Origin of the sequence: Butyrivibrio sp. FCS014, assembly GCF_000526935.1 — a bacterium.
Classification (GTDB): Bacteria; Bacillota; Clostridia; order Lachnospirales; family Lachnospiraceae; genus Butyrivibrio.
This window is the reverse complement of sequence record NZ_JAHA01000003.1, coordinates 126,216-143,815: the sequence shown is the minus strand read 5'-3', so window position 1 is coordinate 143,815 and position 17,600 is coordinate 126,216. Positions and strand designations below refer to the sequence as shown.

The window sequence follows — 17,600 nt, the reverse complement described above, 5'->3', positions numbered from 1 at the left end:
TCCGCCTCTTAGTAAAAGCAGGCCTTTATAACTCTGTCATTGCCGGAGAAGTCCTTGATGACCTCTATGCCATGGTAGCACCCTTTCTCCTCAAGAATTCCGGTCACGGCTTCCGCCTGGTCATATCCTATCTCCATGATAAGATACCCGCTGGAATACAGGTATGAGGGCGCCTTATCGGCTATCCTTCTGTAAAAGACAAGTCCGTCCTCACTTCCGTCAAGGGCAAGCCTTGGCTCAAAGTCCTTCACCTCAGGCTCCAAAGTTCCTATAACGTCGCTTCTTATGTAAGGAGGATTTGATACGATAAGATCAAATTTCTCATTACAATCCTCCGGGAAAAGATCCGTCTTTAAAAAGTTTACTCTGTCACTAAGTCCCAGTTTATCCGCATTTTCTTTTGCCACAGAAAGTGCTGCCTCGCTGATATCGGTGCAGAGGGCCTTAGTTTCATTGGTAAACTTAAGGATGCTAAGACCAATGCAGCCTGAACCGGTACAAAGATCCATCACTTTCATACCGTCTTCGCAGTGCCTAAGGGCCTCCTCCACAAGAAATTCACTGTCCTGCTCGGGAATAAGCACATCCCCCGTCACCTTGAAGCTAAGTCCCATGAAGTCCCAGGTTCCAAGGATGTAGGCCACCGGCTCACGGGCGCTTCGGCGCTTGATGGCGCTTTCATAGCTCTCTGCCTCCGTATCTGTCAGTTCCCGCTCCGGATGGGTCAAAAGTGCGCTGTGATCCGTGCCGCATACATATTCCAAAAGGAGCCGGGCATCAAGCTTAGCTTCACAGATCCCGGCTCTTGTAAGTTCTTCTTTACCATTTATATAGGCGTCTTTGTAATTCATTCTTCCTCTTCAAACTCATATCCGAAGGAATCCTTAAGGAACTCCTTCCAGTCAAATACAGATTCTACAGACTTTATGGCAACTTCTATCATATCATCGTCAGGCTCTTTGGTGGTAAGTCTCTGAAGCCAAAGTCCCGGAGCTGAAATGATCTTTACCAGGAAGAAATCGGTCTTGCCTGCAAGTCTTATAAGTTCATAGGAGATTCCGGCGATAACAGGCACCAGAAGGAGTCTTAAGACGATCCTCAGTGCGTAGGAATCAACTCTTATAAAGAAGAACAGAATGATACTGATAAGCATTACGAAAAGGATAAAGCTGCTTCCGCATCTCTTGTGAAGCCTTGAGCTTCTGCGAACGTTCTTAACAGTAAGGGGTCTTCCTCTCTCGATGCAGTTGATGCATTTGTGCTCGGCACCGTGATACTGGAAAAGCCTTCTGATATCCTTCATAAGAGATATAAGAAGGATATAGAGGATAAATATCACAATCCTCAGAACGCCCTCGATAATAGCTATAAGGGACTCGTTCCTGACATATTTGCCGATTACCTCTGAAAGAGCATAGGGAGCTACCATGAAAATAGCTATGGCAAATGCAAAAGAAATGATGGTGGTAAGGACCATAAGGAAAGTATCCTCATGTCCCTGTGACACCTGATCTATGCCCTCATCAAGCTTGGTGGGCTTCTCCTTGGTCTCTTCATAAAAGGATGATGAATAATTAAGGGATTTAAGTCCCAGTATAAGCGAATCCAAAAATACGAATACTCCTCTTATAAAAGGAATATTCTTGAGTTTGCTGCCATAGGCCGGTCCGTGGTACTCGTCAACTTCAACCGCTATCTCCCCGTCCGGCTTTCTTACAGCCACAGCGTACATGTCCTTGTTCTTCATCATTACTCCCTCAAGAACGGCCTGTCCGCCGATTCCGGAGTAATGTCTGATCCTGCGCTTTCTCCTCATACTTCTCTCCATGTTACGAAAAAAGAGGCCGAGGCCTTAGCCTCAACCTCTCATCTTCATCAAATACTAAATCTGATACGATATTACTTGTTGTCCATTCCGTACTTCTTGTTGAACTTATCAATACGTCCACGAGCAGCTGTTGCCTTCTGCTGACCTGTGTAGAACGGATGGCACTTGGAGCAGATTTCTACGTGAATATCGCCCTTTGTTGATCCAACTGTGAATGTGTTACCGCAGTTGCAAGTAACTGTTGCCTGATGGAATTCCGGCTGAATGTCCTGTCTCATCTTTTCTCACCTCTCTATATGACAAAATATCTTCTAATTAACTATAGTTACATCTGTTTCACAACAGCTATATAAATATAGCATAATTATCTTTTCAAAGCAAGCATTTTTTATCACTTATTTTTTATTCATTGAATAAAAAAGTAAATTCCACATTATACGGAATTAAGTCTTACACTCTGGTTCATATATAGGTATTCTAATACAGGTCTCTTTCGCAGTAGAAAGAGGAATCATGTCTAAGAAAATAGAAACCAATCAGAAGCATATGAATCAGGATAACCGTGTTGTTATTGAGAAGAGGTTGGATGCATCAGTATCTTTCAGAGCCATCGGTATAGAACTGGGAAAAGATCCAACAACTATAGCTAAGGAAGTCAAAAAACACCGTGTGTTCCAGATGCATAATACATTCAATGAGAAGCTATTTAAATGTGCCAATGCAAAAGACTGTCATAGAAAACATGTATGCACAACAGTGCCTTTCTGCAACCGTGAATGTAAACGCTGCAATAAATGTCACAGCTATTGTAAGGACTATGTTCCCTATGATTATCACTGCCCTTTGACAGATAAAGCCCCCTTTGTATGCAATGGCTGCGATAAGAAGAGAGGCTGCCGGTTAGACAAGTACTTCTATCGCGCTGTTAGAGCTCAGAGTGAATACAAGGCAATCCTTGTTGAAGCAAGGCGTGGCATAAACATAACCGAGGAGGATCTCGCAACACTTGATGCAACTGTAAGCCCTCTGATCCTTAACGGGCAGTCACCTTACATGATACTTCAGAATCACCCGGAGATATCCCAGTGTGAGAAAACCATCTACAACTACATTGATCAGGGAGCTTTATCTGTCAGTAACCTTGACCTCCCGAAGCTGGTCAAGTACAAACCTCGTAAAGCTCATGCCTCAGAAATCGATGATACCGGCATATTTGAAGGAAGATCCTACAAGGATTATGAGGCATTTATCAAGGAATTCCCTGACACAAAGATAACCGAGATGGATACAGTCATAGGTCCGGAAGGAAGTCATAAGGTGCTCCTGACACTTCACTTCTGCAATGCTGACTTTATGATGGCATATCTGCTTAATTCAAAAGAAGCCATCGGCGTTGAGAATACATTTGATGATATCAATAGAGCTATAGGCACTGAGCTGTTCTGCAAAACCATGCCTCTGATCGTCACAGACCGCGGAAGAGAATTCAAGCATCCTGAAGCTCTTGAGTGTGGAATAGATAACGTATTGAGAACAAGCATCTATTACTGTGATCCTATGGCTTCATGGCAGAAGCCTCACTGTGAAAAGAATCATGAATACATCCGCAAGATATGCCCTCAGACAACAACTACCTTCGACAGACTTACCCAGGATGATGTCAATCTCATGATGAGTCACATAAACAGTGCAAACCGTGAAAGCCTTGGAGGGCTCACACCATTTAAACTAGCCAAGATGATGCTTCCTAAAAAGCTCTTAAAACACTTTGGCTTGTGGGAAATACCCTCTGACGAAGTAATCCTCACTCCCGCGCTTTTAAAAGGAAAAATCGAGGTTTAAAGCTCAGAAGCTGTTCCTAGATTCTGAGTCAGAGGCAGTTAAAGCAGCCACCTCGCTCCTGCGAGGCTGTGCCCTTGATAGGTGCCTGAAGAAACGCTACAATGCTCATTCCGACGATGAAGCTATTGAAGCTGTTCCTGAGTTCCTCATCGTCGGCAACGGCTGCGAAGCGTTTCTTCAGGTGCCTGTCAAGGGTGGCGGACGGTGCCAATACATAAATACAAAAGCCACTAAGCATTACAAAATTTGAAAGAAATCTGCGGACGAGACCACCATATGTTCACCACGAGATAAGTGGAATTTAGTCTTGCAGAACCCAATTCCAGTTGTCAGCGACCGCATACTCTTTTTTATTTTAGCAAATGCATAAGTGGCTAAATTCCACAATAAAGGGTCTGACAAAATATGTCAAACCCTCTAAAAAGCTGAATTTAGTCTTCAGTATGGAATTTACTTTTACATGTGGAATTTAACTATTCATTCAATCCTTATTTTTTATTGATCTCGAGCCACTTCTTATAGCTTGCCGGAACAGAGGTAAAACCGATAAGAAAGCCGTCATCAGTCTTCTCGATAACCTTGCTGTAAAGCTTCTCTCCCACATCTATGGTAATGTTGTCATACTCCTTAAGCTCTGCTGAAGTATCCAGCACTGCCTTATCAGGAGCAAGAGCCACAATACCGCCAAAGAATGGCTTTTGCAGGTTGTGCTTGCCCTCTATCCTGTAGAAGGTAACGGGGATTATCCTCTCAAGTTTCTCGGGAGCTTCCTCCACCTTATCCTGAACATAGATATTGTAAGGCTCTCCGATTCCTGTGACTCTTCGAAGGGTCATGGACTGGGCCGCCCCTTTGGGAGTTACCACAATTTCTTTTTCTATTACTATTTCTGCCTTGGCATTATCCAGGGTAGACTGTGATATCAATACCTGTCCGTCTATTGTATAGCTCTCGATCCTGCCGCAGAGGTTTACATCGCTGCCAACAACGCCGTACTTGGTTCGTCTTTCGGAGCCTATGTTGCCCACAATGACTTCACCTGTATTTATGCCGATTCCCATCTGCAGATCAGGATAGCCCCGCTCTTTGTTCCATTCATTTATGGGTTCCATACGGGCCTGCATCTCCAGAGCCGCCGCAACGGTATCATCCGCATGGGTATCGGAAGCCACCGGAGCGCCGAAGATCGCAAATATGCCGTCCCCCATAAACTCAATAATGGTGCCGTTATGACGCTGGATTATCTCAGTCATCTCTCCAAGATAATGATTGAGCATGGTGATAAGCTCCTCGGGATCCATCCTCTCGCTGATGGCGGTAAATCCCCTTAAGTCGCTCATCATGATGGTAAGCTTTTTCTTGCTTCCACCAAGGTTAAGTCCATCCGGTGTATCAAGAAGCTGCTTTACTATCTCATCCGACAGGAACCGTCCAAAGGTCTCATTAAGGAGCTTATTTCTAAGATTCAGCTGCTCGTTGAGAGCCCGGATCTTCTCCATGGACTTCACGGCGTCTCTAAGGTCCATAAGCTCACTAAGATCGCTGAACACAACGATAATGCCTATCTTTTCACCGTTATCCTGCAAAAAAGATGTGACAACACGAAGCTGCCTTGTAATGCCATCAGTGGTGTAAGGCGCGATCGCGTCATGAGGATGCTCCCTGTCATATATGGCGTCCAGTATGGCCTGGGAGAACTTATCGTTTTCTTCGCGGTCAAAAAATAAGCCTGCAAACTTTTTGCCCACAAGCTCATCTTCACTAAACCCGAGTATGTCAAGAGCCGAGGGGTTAGCATAAGCTACGACGCCGTCGAAGCTTATGGTCATAACACCCTCGGACATATTCAGCATTATATTCTTCTGAAAAACATCTGATGAATTATCAATCATATAATTTTGACTTGAATTCTCTTGCTTTCTGTCTCATCTCATCGCTTACATTCATATTGGAAGCCTCTGCATCAGCTACATCACTGATCATCTTGCAGGCATTCTCATACTCTCCTGTAAGTCTTCTGATCCTGAAGGACAGATGTCTTAAGATCATCTCGATCTTGGCGGGATTCTTCTCAAACAGCTCAGCAAACTCTGATGAGTAGATGCTCTCAACGGTTGTTCCGTCTTCAAGAGCTACTGCTGTAGCTGATCTGGGCATATCCTCAAGCATTCCCAGTTCGCCAAAGAATGTATCTACATGAAGCTTGGTGAGGAGTTTCTCCTCAGGCTTGCCATAGTCGGTGTAGATTCCAACGCTTCCTGCGTGAATATCATACATGCATCTTCCGGCCTCGCCCTCTCTGAAGATAACTGTGCCTTCGCTGTAGGACTCAACCTTCTTGGCATATCCGTTCTTGTGTCCGGACTGGCCTGTCTCACGAAGGAACTCGGCACTGGGCTGATTGTTCTTGCCAAGTCTCTTATAATACCCGGCAAACTTCTTGATCTTATCTGCAAGAGACTCTTTTCTCTCTCCGCTTTCGGGATAAAGCTCTCTGATGGTATCGCATACTTCAGTATAATCATTGGTAAGTCTTGCCAGTGTCTGGCAGAGAACATTGAGAATTCTCTCGATCTTGTTGGGGTTGGAGTTGAAATACTCTTTTACCTGGTCAACGGATACCTCATCGGCCTCAACGTCGTCCAGTGCAACAGCTGTAGCGCTGCGGGGGAAAGCATCGATAAGAGCCATCTCACCGAGAATACCGCCTTCCTTAACTTCTGTAAGCTTCTGCTCATCGGCTTCGCCGTAATTTATGAAGATCCCCACACTTCCCTTGAGGACATCAAAAAAGCTGTCTCCGTTTGCTCCTTCCTTAAAGATGATCTCGCCTTTTGCAAAGTTTTTTGTAGCCATAGATGCGACCTTCCTTCCTTCAATACCGTAGAATTGTACTATTTCATACATTGATATTATACCATAATTTACACACAAATATGCATAATTACGATTTTCTGTGACTTTTTTTAATGTCACTATAAATATTTATACGAATAAATCCGAAATATGTAATAAGAAAACTGAAAATATGCATAAAAGGATTTATGGCAGGAGCAAACATCAGGGAGGATGTAATGAGTGTAGGTATCAACGTAAATCAAATACGCTCGGCTCAATACAATCCCGCGAGCAGTAATAAGTTGCAGGATAACAAGGCCCGGACCGGCGGATCGGGGTCTTCCTTTGATGGAAAAAAGACTGCTACTGCCCGGTCCCTTGAGTATCAGCAAAAGCAAGCTCAAAAGCCGGCAAGCGTTGTTGATCAGGCAATGGCTTATGCAAATACATTAAAGGCTTCCCGTACCAAACAAAAGGATGCCTCCCTTGAGAAAAAGAAACTTCAATACAGCTACAAGAAGATATCTTCTCAGATAGTTCGAAGCAAAAACTCAACCAGCGCCAAAAGAGCCGCTTCTGCCGCAAGACGCGAGGTTCAGCGCTTGAAGCGCCTCCAGAACAGCGGTGAGTACGATGAGGAAGAGCTTCAGATTTCCATAGAGCACGCCAAGTCCATGGAGCGGGTGGCAAAAAAGAAAGCTGCTCACCTTGCCCAGGAAGAGATGATAGAGCGGGGTCAAAACGGTGCCATGGCCTCTCTTGAGGAAAAAGAGGAAGAGATCAGGGAAAATGAGGAGTACGAGGATGAGGCCCTGTCAGAGGAAGAAGCTGCTGCTCTCGAAGAAGAACAGGTCTTAGAAGAAGGCTACCCCGAAGAATATGTAAGTCAGTTCCAGATTGAGATGTCGGATCTTCAGGAAGAAATGGCTTACAGAATGGAAGAACTGGCAGCCCAAATGCAGGAGCAGATAGCCGAGGTTCAGGAAAACTCCTCCCAGTCCATGGATGAGCTAAACGCAGATATGATGAGCATGGTACAGGATGCCATGGAGGAAATGACCGAGGCACTTGACCTCACAGAGCTGGCCTCCTCAATGGTCGCCCCCAATCCAAATATGTCCGAGGACGATCTGAAAATGCTCAAAATAAAACACCGCACCAAAGAGATGAAAGAGATCTCCGAGGCAGACGGTGCCTATTTGAAAGCCATTTTTGACAAATATGAAAAGGACGCTGCCCACCAGGGAGCTTCTGCTGCAAGTGCGGCAGCTTCATCCCAATCCCCTGTATCGGGATCAGGCGCTTCCTTCTCCCCTACTCCCATATCCGTTACTGTTCCCGGAAGCTATGGAGGTGAAGGGGGCGGCGTAAGCTTTGATGCCTTTGTTTAATTCTTTTTAAGATACTTCTTTAACTTATGCCTTATTCTCTGCATTGCATTGTCAGTGGATTTCTCATCCCTGCCCAGCACTGCAGAGATATTTTTTACGCTCATTCCGGTGATATAAAGGTCAAGTACCTGTCTTTCAAGGTCACTCAGCTCCCTTTCTATGCCGTCTTCAAGATCCTGAAGATTCTCCTGGTCGATCACGTGCTGCTCCGGGATAAGCCCGGGATTGGATTCAAGCATCTCCTCCAGAGGAGGCTCAGGGCCCATCTCTCCCCCTACCCTGCTGGCATAGATTGAAATATAACTGTTAAGAGGTGCGTGCTTCTTCCTGGCCAGAGCCTTGATTGCGGAATACATCTGCCTTGATATGCAAAGATCCGCAAAGGTGGAGAAGCTGGCATCTCTTCCCGAATCGTAGTCCCTGACAGCCTTAAAAAGACCTATCATTCCCTCCTGGATAAGGTCATCCCTGTCAGCGCCCAATATAAACATAGAGGCTGCCTTCTTACGAACCAGCCCCTTATATTTGTTCATTATGTACTCCACAGCATCGCTCTCATCTCCGTCATGGATACGGACGATAAGCTGCTCATCATCGATGTCGCTGTACTTGTCATTACCCATTACATTGACCTCTGTCTGACGATCTCAAAAGCCAGTACTCCGGCTGCCACTGATGCATTCAGGGAATCGATATCTCCCTTCATGGGAATGGAAGCTATCATATCACACTTCTCTTTTACAAGACGGCCTACGCCGCTTCCCTCATTTCCTATAACCAGACCGATGGGTCCCTTGAGATTAAGCTTGTACATGGTGGTGCCGCCCATATCGGCGCAGACAAACCACAGTCCCTTATTTTTAAGCTCCTCAATGGTCTGTGCGATATTTGTAACCTTAACTACGGGAGTATAATTAAGCGCTCCGGCGGAAGCCTTTGCAACCGTAGCGGTAAGTCCCACCGCCCTGTTCTTGGGGATGATGACTCCGTGAGCTCCGGAAAGATTTGCTGTTCTTATAATAGCTCCCAGATTGTGGGGATCCTCTATATTATCCAGAATAAAGATAAAGGGATCTTCATTTCTGTTCTCTGCAAGAGCAAAGATATCCTCCATCTCCGAATAGCTGTAGGCAGCGGCAATGGCGATAACTCCCTGGTGCTTGCCCGTCTCCGACATCTGATCCAGTCTCTCGCGGCTTACAAACTTTATAAGGCTTCCCTGCTTTTTGGCCTCACGCCTTATGGTAGCCACAGGTCCGTCCTGGCATCCGTCAAGGATATATATCTTATCTATAGTCTTGCCTGAGCGAAAAGCCTCTATGACAGCGTTTCTTCCCTCTATTTTTTCTTCGTTTGAACCAAGTATTTCCTTATTGTCTTTATCCATTTCAAATCCTCAAATCTTAAGTCAGACGATATCAAGTCCAAGCCTTTTGGCCCCAAGCTTAATAAGTTCCATTGCCCTGTCCATGTTCCCGGAGAGGTACAGATAACCCATTACCGCCTCAAACCCGGTTGCCTCAAGGTATTCCATGGTGGAGGCATTCTTGGCCTTGGTGTGTGGCTTGGAATTTCGTCCTCTTCTGTAGATGTCTTTTTCCTCCTCCGTAAGATCATCCATAATAGCAGCTGCTATGGCAGACTGGGAGGGGGCTTTAACAATAGCGCTTGCTCTTTTATGAAGATTGTTCACCGCGGTATTACCTTTGTTCACCAGAACGGATCTGATGATAAGGTCAAACAGGGCATCTCCTATATAAGCCAGCGTCAGAGGCGAATAGGTCCTGATATCCTTGGCCTCTATGCCAAATTCATCATTTATATATCTGTTTAAATCAGCTGCCATTTAACTCCCTCGCGAGTATCCTTGATCTCCACGCCCTTCGAAAGAAGCTCCTCTCTGATGGCATCGGCTGTAGCAAAGTCCTTGGCCTTCTTGGCCTCGGTTCTTTTTGCGATCTGCTCCTCGATATACTTAAGAAGCTCGGGATCAACCTCTGCCTCCTCTGAAAGAGCTGCTGCGTGGCCTATGAGATCCAGGGAAAGAACCTTATCAAAACTCTTAACAATGGCAAGCTTTGTGGCATCATTTGTATCTGCCTTAAGTGCATCATAAAGGATTGTGATAGCCATGGAGGTATTAAGATCGTTTGAGAGAGTCTCTCTGAACTTTGCCTCAAACTCCTCTTTGACCTTCTCGTCTACAACGCCGTCTTCCTTGAACTCGGCGACTCTTTTTACAAGCTTGTTGTATACGGCAACAGTGCTGTCCAGTACCTCAAAGGAGAACTCCAAAGGCTTGCGGTAATGAGACTGGAGGCAGAAGAATCTGTAAACCAGCGGATCATAACCTTTCTCCTTGAGAAGGGATACCGTAAGAACCGCTCCCTTGGACTTGGACATCTTGCCCGCCCTGTCATTTAAGTGATTGCTGTGGAACCAGTAGCCGCACCACTTGTGTCCAAGATAGCTCTCGGACTGGGCAATCTCATTGGTATGATGAGGGAACATGTTGTCAACGCCGCCGCAGTGGATATCAAGTCTCTCTCCAAGATGCTTCATGGAGATGCAGGAGCACTCTATGTGCCAGCCGGGATATCCGACGCCCCAAGGGCTGTCCCACTTAAGAGCCTGGTCCTCGAACTTGGATTTGGTAAACCAGAGAACGAAGTCTGTCTTGTTCTTCTTGTTGGTGTCCTCTTCAACGTCATCTCTAACGCCTACTTCCAGCTGCTCTTTTTCAAGAGCTGAGGAAAAGACATAGTAATCATCCAGTTTGCTGGTGTCAAAATAGATGTTGCCGCCTGCCTGATAAGCAAAGCCCTTCTCAAGCAGCACCTCAACCATATGAATAAACTCGGGAATGCAGTTGGTTGCCGGTTCAATAACATCCGGCATTTTATTGCCCACTGCCTGGAAATCCTTAAAGAATGCATCTGTGTAGAACTTGGCAATCTCCATTACGGACTTGTGCTCTCTCTTGGCTCCGGCAAGCATCTTGTCCTCACCTGTATCCGCATCGGAGGAAAGGTGTCCAACATCGGTTATGTTCATGACACGCTTAACTTCGTAGCCTGCATACTCCAAAGACTTCACAAGAGCATCCTGCATGATGTAGGTCCTGATATTTCCGATATGTGCATAGTGATAAACAGTAGGTCCGCAGGTGTATATGGACACCTTGCCGGGTTCATTGGTCTCAAGTTTATCTATTTTTCTCGTAAGTGAATTGTAAAAACTAAAATCCTGCGCCATTTTTCTAACTCCTCGCCATAATTATTTATCTTAACCTGTGTCAGCCTCTGTCACAGCCTGTACATCGTGCAAATCCCCCGTCACTGCCTTCCATTGGCTTTGACAAAAGACAGATGGCCTGTGAGGATATTCCCTCCCCGCTTCCGGTAAATCCAAGGCCCTCTTCCGTTGTGGCCTTCACATTTACCCTGCTCATTTCTATCCTAAGTGCCTGAGCAATATTGATCCTCATCTCATCTATATAAGGTCTCATTTTAGGTGCCTGAGCTATTATGGTTGCATCAATATTCTCAACCGTGTAGTGCTCTTTGTCGATGATCGAAGCAACTTCCTTAAGAAGCTCCAGGGAATCAGCTCCCTTGTATTTCTCATCACTGTCGGGGAAATGCTTACCTATATCCCCGAGGGCAGCTGCTCCAAGCAGAGCATCCATTACCGCATGCAGAAGAACATCCGCATCGGAGTGGCCAAGAAGCCCCTTCTCATAAGGAATCTTAACACCGCCTATTATGAGATCTCTTCCTTCAACAAGTTTATGGACATCATATCCCATTCCAACTCGCATATATTTCACCTCACTGAATAATCGTCATTACTATCATAATATATAGGGCAGGAACAGCTCAACTATAAAAGCTGCGCCACAGGAAGCGGCTGCCACCACGATTAGACTCTTTTTGTTAAATGCCAGCACCAGAGCCACAATAAATCCGATCACAGATGAAACAAGGTAATCGGTGGCGCTAAGTATCGCCGGGAAAGTCATGGCCGCCAGAGTCGCATAGGGCACATAATAAAGAAAAGACTTTATGAAGGTGCTCTTTATTTCCTTCCTGATAAGAGTAAGGGGAAGGGCCCTGATAAGGTATGTCACCACTGCCATCAAAAGAATGTAAAGGTAGATCTTTTCCATCAGCCTTCACCCCCTTTTGCTTCTTCCTCGGAACCCTCTTCATCAGATCTTGGAGCGATAGCGGCAGCAAGTGCAGCCACAACAACTGTTATTATAATTATCCTGAAGCCGGATGAAATGTGGGCTTTAAGGAAAGGCGCATAGGTAAACACAGTGCTAAGGCCCATAGCGGAAAGTACAACCGCCATGACCGCCCTGCTGGTCCTGGTATCAGGAATGATGATGGCAATAAACATGCCATAAATAGCCAGTCCCAGACAGCTTATAAGTCTCTGGGGCAGGATCTGTCCCGAATACGCTCCAAGAACTGTACCGAATACCCATCCGAAAACCGATATCACTATAAGTCCGTAGGAATAAGCGGGATACAGCCTTCCCTTTTTCATTACACTAAGGGCAAATATCTCGTCGGTAACGCCGTAGGAAATACCCATTCTGTGAAGAGTTCCGACACTGCTGTCAAGTTTCTGGGACAGAGCACAGCTCATCAGCATGTATCTTAGATTGATTATGAACTGAAGTATGGCCAGCTCGATAAAGCTGCCATTCCGGGCTATTATCTCCAGTGCCGAAAACTGCCCTGCGCTTGTTACGTTCAGTAAAGATGTCATGGCAGCCTGAAATGTTGTCATGCCGATCTTTGAGGCTTCAATTCCAAAGGCAAAAGAAACAGCTATATATCCGAGACATATCGGAATGCCGTCGGCAAGCCCCTGCCTGAAGTCCTTATTGCTCCCACCATTCATACCTTTGCTTCCTCTAACCATTTAATAACTTCTGATATATTATCACAGCTTATACTTCCCTGCACCATCTGTGGGCTTCCCCCGCCCTTGGCACCGAAAGTTTCAAAAAGTCTTTGCTGGAGATCTTTGGCATTTAAACCGGCCGATCCCGATGCAAGAATATATCTGTAACCGCCGCCTTCCGCCGGAGCAAACACACCCGATAATCCCGGAAACCTCTCGGTAATGGCATTGGCCGTTTTTCTCATATCATTTCCTTCAAGAGCATGGTCTCTTACAAGGAACACTCCGTCTTTTTCAGAAGAAGCCGCAAGATCCTCCATTTCGTACTTAAGAAGCTTATCGGTAGATTCGCTTAATCTTCCCTTGAGTTCAAATATCTCATCCTTCTGCCTGGTTACGGCATCCATGATCTTGGAGCTCTTTGTGGTAAAAAAGCCTGTGAGGTCACTTACCAGTTTCTGACAGCCTGAAAGGTAGTCTAAGGCTCTTTTGCCGCATAAAATACTGACCCTTACGCCGCCCTTGTAGTTCTGGCAGCCAACGACCTTAAGAAGCCCGATCTCTCCGGTTCTAAGGACATGAGGCGCGCAGCAGGCGCATACATCGTACCCCTCCACCGTTACGATACGGATCTGCCCCGATAGCTCTTTCTTACTTCTGTAATCTATGTCCTTAAGCTCTTCATCTGTTGGGAACTCGCATCTTACGGCAACATTCTGCCAGATGGCTTCATTAGTCGCAAGCTCAATCCTGCTGATATCCTCATCGCTTATTGGGCCGCTGTAGTCCATGGTAACTTCCGAGTCGCTAAGGTGAAAGCCCACATTGTCATAGCCAAACCTTGAATTGACGATACCCGAGAAGATATGCTCTCCGGTGTGCTGCTGCATGTTGGAGAAGCGGTGTTCCCAGTCGATTATGCCGTGGACCGCACTGCCCGGCTCAATTCCCTCATCGGTGATATGGCTTATGACACCGTCCCTTATGGATGTATGGGATACAGGAATCTGTGAGCCGTCCTCCATGCGAAAAACTCCGATGTCGCTGCTCTGTCCTCCCTGCTCGGGAAAAAAGGCTGTGGCATCAAGTATCACTGAAAAACCGCCCTTGTCCCTCCTGGTGCATTCAAGGACAGTGGCGTCAAATTCCGATATATATGCGTCTTCGTAATAAATCTCTCTTGTTTTAACCATAGAACACATTGTACCACAAATAAAAAGAGACTGCATTAAGCAGTCTCCCTAATTATGTGCGAATTTATGCGGTTTCCAAAGGCAGCTGTGAAAGCACCTCAAGAACTCTTCTCTTGATAACATCCTTCTCGGACTTAAGTGAAAATGCAAGCTCGGTATAAAGCAGCTTCTCAGCTATGTTGAGGTACTTCTCATTGAGGGCGGCGAACTTCTTGCCGTGGGCCTCTCTTACAGCCTTGATCTTACGAAGGGATTTAACAAGGCTCATCATCTCATCTGTGAGATTCCTCTTGATCACTTCCATGATGGCGGGTTCAGCCTTCTTGCCCTCGGGCAGCTCCAGCTCAGGTGTTGCCTCGATCTCTTCAATAAGTCCCTCAGCCTCGTCAGCTGTAATAACATCTCTTACCTTGTCCTCTGCTCCGTCCACCGGAACATAAAGTACACTACCTGTATCTACTGCAGATTCCATCTGATAATATTCCTTCTCTTTGCCTCTCTCAAGGAAAGAAGGCACCAGAATATCCTGCACTCTGCACAAACCGTGACTTCCGTAAATCACACACTCACCAATTCCCAGCATCTTGTTCCTCCTTACAAAGAAATCCAAACGAAATACCGACATAAAAAGCGCCCCCGAAGTAAGCGCTTTCATTGACAGGAACAAGACTAATTATATCACATTATTACGAGTTTTGTAATATTTAAAGTCACAAAAAAATGTGACTTTTTTGTGACTTTTTATAAGCCTTTCCACTCCTCAAAGGTCAGATAATTTATATATTCCACACGGGTCTCTTTGAGCATTGGGATATGGCATTTCGGATTGACGTGATGGGGTTTGAAGCCGCACTTTTGCTGCACATTTTTTGATCTTAAATTGCCCTCAAAATAACAGCAGTAAATACCTTTCAGTTTAAGATCCGTAAATCCGTGCCTTACCAGCTCTTTTCCCGCTTCAGTGGCAAAGCCTCTTCCCCAGAAGGGAACTCCAAGCCAGTAGCCAAGCTCTGCCTCGCCGGCGCCAAGAGGCCTTTCGGGGCTTCCCTTTAAAACCAGCCCTATACTGCCGATGGGAGTGTCACTGCCCTTTAAGCAGATGGCATAGGTCTCCTCCCTACCCAGGATCGTTCTGATCACAGCTCTGCTGTAGGCGACATCCCTGTGAACGGCCCATCCCGCAACAGGACCGACTCTCTCGTCTTTTGCATATTCAAAGAGGCTGGGGGCATCATCGTCTCTCCAGCCTCGAAGTATCAGTCTGTCGGTTTCAAGCACCATATCTTTTCCCATTACTGGCTTATATACTCAAAGCCGGTCTTTTGTGTGAATGCATCAAGGGATTTCTTGAAGAGGACAAAATACTGTGCCTCTTTATGCTGCGCTTCCGGGACCAGATAATATATGACTTTTCCGCTCTTGATGTCGCACTCGATGTCGTTTCTGGGATCTAAGGCATCGATATCCTTAAAGGACAGACCGTATTTCTCACGACAGAACTCATCTCTGTTATCCATGTCCATGGTCTCCTCGACAATTCTGCCCTTGGTCTTGATCATGGAATCGATCTGCTCAAGCATGATATGATGCGCAATGTTAAAGGATGTAAGCTCATAGCCCACCAGTCTCATGTCCCCGATGATCCTGTCAAAATCAACACAGGTCTGCGCAAAGGGGTCAACCTTATTCTCTCCGTAGCAAAAAACCGCCTCATAGAGTCCTTCGTTCATAGTCTGTCTCCTTTCTGTGTCTTAAGAAACTCAACATATTCGCTCTCGGGGAGCGGTCTTGAGTAGTAAAATCCCTGCAGATACTCAACTCCGAAATCTATCAGGGTCTGTGCCTGCTCCAGGGTCTCAATACCCTCGGCCAGCACATGCAGTCCGTAATCTTTAAGGAAGCTTATTGAGTATTCCAGCATCCTGAGGTTCTCGGGTTTGTTCTTATCAAGGCAGTTCCAGATGAATTCCTTGTCCATCTTGACCAGTACGTAATCCATTTTGAGCAGTTCCAGAAGATTTGAATAACCCGATCCGAAATCGTCCATGGAAAAAGAGCTTCCAAGCTCCTTGAGCCTTCTGACATTATCCTTAAATGCTTCGTCATTGTTGATGTAAGCTGTCTCGGTGATCTCAAAGTTGATGAACTTTGGCGGAATATGGTACTTCTCCATCTTGGTCCTGAGTCTCCCAAAGGTCTGTCTGTCCACGGCTTCGTTCCCGGATAAGTTAACCTCAATTCTCTTTATGCCGTAACTTATGAGATCTTCCCTGGCAATGAAGGAACATACCTTCTCAAATACCAGATCGTCTATATCCTGGACCAGTCCGCATTGCTCCGCTATGGGAATGAAGTCCTCGGGAGAAATGAAATTCTCCGTGCTGGGTCTTCGAAGTCTTACCAGCGCCTCCGCGGAATAGAATTTGCCCTCTGCCACATTCAGGATCGGCTGATAATATACATCAAAGGCCTTGTCCTTAATGGCCTGTCTTACTACATCCTCTATGCTGTTCCTGTAGGACATCCTGTCAATTATCTTCTCATCTATTACAAGATTAGGAGATGACTGGGCAAGAACATATTCCTGAGATACATAAGACAGAACCTGCAAAGCCTCATCATACTGCGAGGTATGCCTGGGAATCTCCAGAATTGAAAATGTGAGTTTATAATTGGCCACCTCATCTTTGTAGTTGTTTACCACTGACATAAGGGACTCAACCTTCGCAGGATCCGTCATGAAAAAGCTTAAGGTATTCCAGTTGGAGAGATATGCCGCCTCCCCTATGCACCTGTCCGCCATTTCAGCCACTCCGGACTGAAGGTCATAAAATACCTGCCTGTCCTCTCCCGAAAGAACATTGGTCTTTCCGGTAAATATAACAGATGCTATGAAAAAGTGTTTCTTGTAGCAGAACCAGTCAGTAAGCACCATCTGGAAGGCGTCCCTGTTTCTGATCTTTGGCATACTCTTTTCATAGTATTCCTTGGGATTTTCCATGGTCAGGAAAAGAGTCAGCGCCATAAGCATTATCGCTATGGATGAAACCTGAAGTCCCTTGTACCAGAACTGGAAAAGTGCCAGAATAGCCCACATTACAAGTCCCAGGATTATGGCCCTGGCATCGTTTTTGTTCAACCTTTTCCTAAAAGCCACCGCAATTATCATGGTAGTAAAGATATATATAAATCCGATGAAATAACAGAAGTTGATTCCCGGGCCTGTATTATAGTAATCACCAAGGTCATTGGTGGCATAATATACTCTGCTGACCATGATTACGGTAATGCCAATAATAGCAGGAACGCATATCGAAGCCACAACTCCTTTACGAACTTTTCCGCCGTATTTGATCTTGGCATAGACATATACGGATATTATGGCTGCGCAGACCAAAAGCGATGCCACATAAAGATTCTGAGACGTTCGTTTCAGTGAGGAGAACTCATTATTAACATTTACCAGATACAAAAAAACAGCACACTCTACTATTTCACAGATGATATTAATATAGGCCGCAACAACAAAGAGGAAAAATACCCGGGTGGAATAAACCTGAGGCATTGTGTTCCTCATGTAGATAAGAACCA

The 17,600-nt window shown here is 45.7% G+C and carries 20 protein-coding genes; 2 read left to right on the top strand and 18 right to left on the bottom strand.

The genetic code is table 11. From position 1 onward, the window contains the following. Positions 1 to 8: 8 nt before the first annotated feature. From prmC to rpmE, 3 genes are all read right to left on the bottom strand, one after another. Positions 9 to 851, bottom strand: coding sequence for a peptide chain release factor N(5)-glutamine methyltransferase (gene prmC, locus T456_RS0101025; RefSeq protein ID WP_024864494.1), 843 nt, complete (start codon positions 849 to 851; stop codon positions 9 to 11). After that, positions 848 to 1,816 carry a DUF1385 domain-containing protein gene (locus tag T456_RS0101020; RefSeq protein WP_035800920.1) on the bottom strand — a complete coding sequence of 323 codons (969 nt, stop codon included), beginning with the start codon at positions 1,814 to 1,816 and terminating at the stop codon, positions 848 to 850. Before T456_RS0101020 ends, prmC begins: the two co-directional genes overlap by 4 nt. An 83-nt stretch (positions 1,817 to 1,899) precedes the next feature. After that, the gene (rpmE, locus tag T456_RS0101015) at positions 1,900 to 2,106 is read right to left on the bottom strand and encodes a 50S ribosomal protein L31 (protein WP_024864492.1); all 207 of its coding nucleotides are present in this window, start codon (positions 2,104 to 2,106) and stop codon (positions 1,900 to 1,902) included. A gap of 235 nt (positions 2,107 to 2,341) precedes the next feature. On the opposite strand from rpmE, the gene T456_RS0101010 reads away from it, so the two are divergent. Then, positions 2,342 to 3,670: an IS30 family transposase gene (locus T456_RS0101010; protein WP_024864491.1), complete on the top strand. Its 1,329-nt coding sequence runs from the start codon at positions 2,342 to 2,344 to the stop codon at positions 3,668 to 3,670. A 28-nt stretch (positions 3,671 to 3,698) separates the two neighbouring features. On the opposite strand, the gene T456_RS22255 is transcribed toward T456_RS0101010, so the two are convergent. The 3 genes from T456_RS22255 to T456_RS0100995 form a co-directional block, all read right to left on the bottom strand. Then, on the bottom strand, positions 3,699 to 3,881 hold the full coding sequence (locus T456_RS22255; protein WP_155837996.1) for a hypothetical protein: 183 nt from the start codon (positions 3,879 to 3,881) through the stop codon (positions 3,699 to 3,701). Positions 3,882 to 4,158: 277 nt separating this feature from the next. Then, entirely contained in the window at positions 4,159 to 5,523 is a 1,365-nt protein-coding gene (locus tag T456_RS18870) for an adenylate/guanylate cyclase domain-containing protein (protein WP_197026843.1), read from the bottom strand. Positions 5,524 to 5,554: 31 nt separating this feature from the next. After that, positions 5,555 to 6,526 carry a cyclic nucleotide-binding domain-containing protein gene (locus T456_RS0100995; protein ID WP_024864488.1) on the bottom strand — a complete coding sequence of 324 codons (972 nt, stop codon included), beginning with the start codon at positions 6,524 to 6,526 and terminating at the stop codon, positions 5,555 to 5,557. Positions 6,527 to 6,714: 188 nt separating this feature from the next. On the opposite strand from T456_RS0100995, the gene T456_RS0100990 reads away from it, so the two are divergent. After that, positions 6,715 to 7,899 (top strand): hypothetical protein, encoded by a 1,185-nt coding sequence (locus T456_RS0100990; RefSeq protein ID WP_024864487.1) that lies wholly within the window; start codon positions 6,715 to 6,717, stop codon positions 7,897 to 7,899. Here the strand turns inward: T456_RS0100990 and sigH are convergent. The 12 genes from sigH to T456_RS0100930 all read right to left on the bottom strand — a co-directional run bounded on the left by sigH (position 7,896) and on the right by T456_RS0100930 (position 17,574). After that, a complete protein-coding gene (gene sigH, locus T456_RS0100985; protein WP_024864486.1) occupies positions 7,896 to 8,522 on the bottom strand; it encodes an RNA polymerase sporulation sigma factor SigH in 627 nt (208 codons plus the stop codon). The two genes, T456_RS0100990 and sigH, sit on opposite strands and share 4 nt — an antisense overlap. Beyond that, entirely contained in the window at positions 8,522 to 9,286 is a 765-nt protein-coding gene (gene rlmB / locus T456_RS0100980) for a 23S rRNA (guanosine(2251)-2'-O)-methyltransferase RlmB (protein ID WP_024864485.1), read from the bottom strand. Before rlmB ends, sigH begins: the two co-directional genes overlap by 1 nt. A 21-nt stretch (positions 9,287 to 9,307) precedes the next feature. Continuing rightward, positions 9,308 to 9,745: a Mini-ribonuclease 3 gene (locus T456_RS0100975; RefSeq protein WP_024864841.1), complete on the bottom strand. Its 438-nt coding sequence runs from the start codon at positions 9,743 to 9,745 to the stop codon at positions 9,308 to 9,310. Next, positions 9,730 to 11,154: a cysteine--tRNA ligase gene (gene cysS, locus T456_RS0100970; RefSeq protein ID WP_024864484.1), complete on the bottom strand. Its 1,425-nt coding sequence runs from the start codon at positions 11,152 to 11,154 to the stop codon at positions 9,730 to 9,732. The genes T456_RS0100975 and cysS overlap by 16 nt, the downstream gene beginning before the upstream one ends. A 40-nt stretch (positions 11,155 to 11,194) precedes the next feature. Beyond that, the gene (gene ispF, locus T456_RS0100965; protein ID WP_024864483.1) at positions 11,195 to 11,719 is read right to left on the bottom strand and encodes a 2-C-methyl-D-erythritol 2,4-cyclodiphosphate synthase; all 525 of its coding nucleotides are present in this window, start codon (positions 11,717 to 11,719) and stop codon (positions 11,195 to 11,197) included. A gap of 33 nt (positions 11,720 to 11,752) precedes the next feature. After that, positions 11,753 to 12,067 carry an AzlD domain-containing protein gene (locus T456_RS0100960; RefSeq protein ID WP_024864482.1) on the bottom strand — a complete coding sequence of 105 codons (315 nt, stop codon included), beginning with the start codon at positions 12,065 to 12,067 and terminating at the stop codon, positions 11,753 to 11,755. Then, a complete protein-coding gene (locus tag T456_RS0100955; protein ID WP_024864481.1) occupies positions 12,067 to 12,813 on the bottom strand; it encodes an AzlC family ABC transporter permease in 747 nt (248 codons plus the stop codon). Before T456_RS0100955 ends, T456_RS0100960 begins: the two co-directional genes overlap by 1 nt. Continuing rightward, complete coding sequence (locus T456_RS0100950) at positions 12,810 to 14,009, bottom strand: alanyl-tRNA editing protein (protein WP_035801011.1); 1,200 nt, start codon at positions 14,007 to 14,009, stop codon at positions 12,810 to 12,812. Before T456_RS0100950 ends, T456_RS0100955 begins: the two co-directional genes overlap by 4 nt. A 64-nt stretch (positions 14,010 to 14,073) precedes the next feature. Further along, positions 14,074 to 14,592 carry a CarD family transcriptional regulator gene (locus T456_RS0100945; RefSeq protein WP_024864479.1) on the bottom strand — a complete coding sequence of 173 codons (519 nt, stop codon included), beginning with the start codon at positions 14,590 to 14,592 and terminating at the stop codon, positions 14,074 to 14,076. 158 nt (positions 14,593 to 14,750) lie between these two features. Next, positions 14,751 to 15,302 (bottom strand): GNAT family N-acetyltransferase, encoded by a 552-nt coding sequence (locus T456_RS0100940; RefSeq protein ID WP_051464941.1) that lies wholly within the window; start codon positions 15,300 to 15,302, stop codon positions 14,751 to 14,753. After that, positions 15,302 to 15,739 carry a hypothetical protein gene (locus T456_RS0100935; protein WP_024864477.1) on the bottom strand — a complete coding sequence of 146 codons (438 nt, stop codon included), beginning with the start codon at positions 15,737 to 15,739 and terminating at the stop codon, positions 15,302 to 15,304. Before T456_RS0100935 ends, T456_RS0100940 begins: the two co-directional genes overlap by 1 nt. Then, positions 15,736 to 17,574 carry an EAL domain-containing protein gene (locus tag T456_RS0100930; RefSeq protein ID WP_024864476.1) on the bottom strand — a complete coding sequence of 613 codons (1,839 nt, stop codon included), beginning with the start codon at positions 17,572 to 17,574 and terminating at the stop codon, positions 15,736 to 15,738. Before T456_RS0100930 ends, T456_RS0100935 begins: the two co-directional genes overlap by 4 nt. Between the last annotated feature and the right edge of the window lie 26 nt (positions 17,575 to 17,600).

What these genes read in the sequence shown, in the direction of transcription:
- rlmB (WP_024864485.1), bottom strand. Translation starts at nt 9,286, where the DNA reads ATGGATAAAGACAATAAGGAAATACTTGGTTCAAACGAAGAAAAAATA.
- rpmE (WP_024864492.1), bottom strand. Translation starts at nt 2,106, where the DNA reads ATGAGACAGGACATTCAGCCGGAATTCCATCAGGCAACAGTTACTTGC.
- T456_RS0100955 (WP_024864481.1), bottom strand. Translation starts at nt 12,813, where the DNA reads ATGAATGGTGGGAGCAATAAGGACTTCAGGCAGGGGCTTGCCGACGGC.
- ispF (WP_024864483.1), bottom strand. Translation starts at nt 11,719, where the DNA reads ATGCGAGTTGGAATGGGATATGATGTCCATAAACTTGTTGAAGGAAGA.
- sigH (WP_024864486.1), bottom strand. Translation starts at nt 8,522, where the DNA reads ATGGGTAATGACAAGTACAGCGACATCGATGATGAGCAGCTTATCGTC.
- T456_RS0100975 (WP_024864841.1), bottom strand. Translation starts at nt 9,745, where the DNA reads ATGGCAGCTGATTTAAACAGATATATAAATGATGAATTTGGCATAGAG.
- T456_RS0100930 (WP_024864476.1), bottom strand. Translation starts at nt 17,574, where the DNA reads ATGCCTCAGGTTTATTCCACCCGGGTATTTTTCCTCTTTGTTGTTGCG.
- T456_RS0100990 (WP_024864487.1), top strand. Translation starts at nt 6,715, where the DNA reads ATGGCAGGAGCAAACATCAGGGAGGATGTAATGAGTGTAGGTATCAAC.
- cysS (WP_024864484.1), bottom strand. Translation starts at nt 11,154, where the DNA reads ATGGCGCAGGATTTTAGTTTTTACAATTCACTTACGAGAAAAATAGAT.
- T456_RS0101020 (WP_035800920.1), bottom strand. Translation starts at nt 1,816, where the DNA reads ATGAGGAGAAAGCGCAGGATCAGACATTACTCCGGAATCGGCGGACAG.
- T456_RS0100940 (WP_051464941.1), bottom strand. Translation starts at nt 15,302, where the DNA reads ATGGGAAAAGATATGGTGCTTGAAACCGACAGACTGATACTTCGAGGC.
- T456_RS0100950 (WP_035801011.1), bottom strand. Translation starts at nt 14,009, where the DNA reads ATGGTTAAAACAAGAGAGATTTATTACGAAGACGCATATATATCGGAA.
- T456_RS0100960 (WP_024864482.1), bottom strand. Translation starts at nt 12,067, where the DNA reads ATGGAAAAGATCTACCTTTACATTCTTTTGATGGCAGTGGTGACATAC.
- T456_RS18870 (WP_197026843.1), bottom strand. Translation starts at nt 5,523, where the DNA reads ATGCTGAATATGTCCGAGGGTGTTATGACCATAAGCTTCGACGGCGTC.
- T456_RS0100995 (WP_024864488.1), bottom strand. Translation starts at nt 6,526, where the DNA reads ATGGCTACAAAAAACTTTGCAAAAGGCGAGATCATCTTTAAGGAAGGA.
- T456_RS0100945 (WP_024864479.1), bottom strand. Translation starts at nt 14,592, where the DNA reads ATGCTGGGAATTGGTGAGTGTGTGATTTACGGAAGTCACGGTTTGTGC.
- T456_RS0100935 (WP_024864477.1), bottom strand. Translation starts at nt 15,739, where the DNA reads ATGAACGAAGGACTCTATGAGGCGGTTTTTTGCTACGGAGAGAATAAG.
- T456_RS0101010 (WP_024864491.1), top strand. Translation starts at nt 2,342, where the DNA reads ATGTCTAAGAAAATAGAAACCAATCAGAAGCATATGAATCAGGATAAC.
- prmC (WP_024864494.1), bottom strand. Translation starts at nt 851, where the DNA reads ATGAATTACAAAGACGCCTATATAAATGGTAAAGAAGAACTTACAAGA.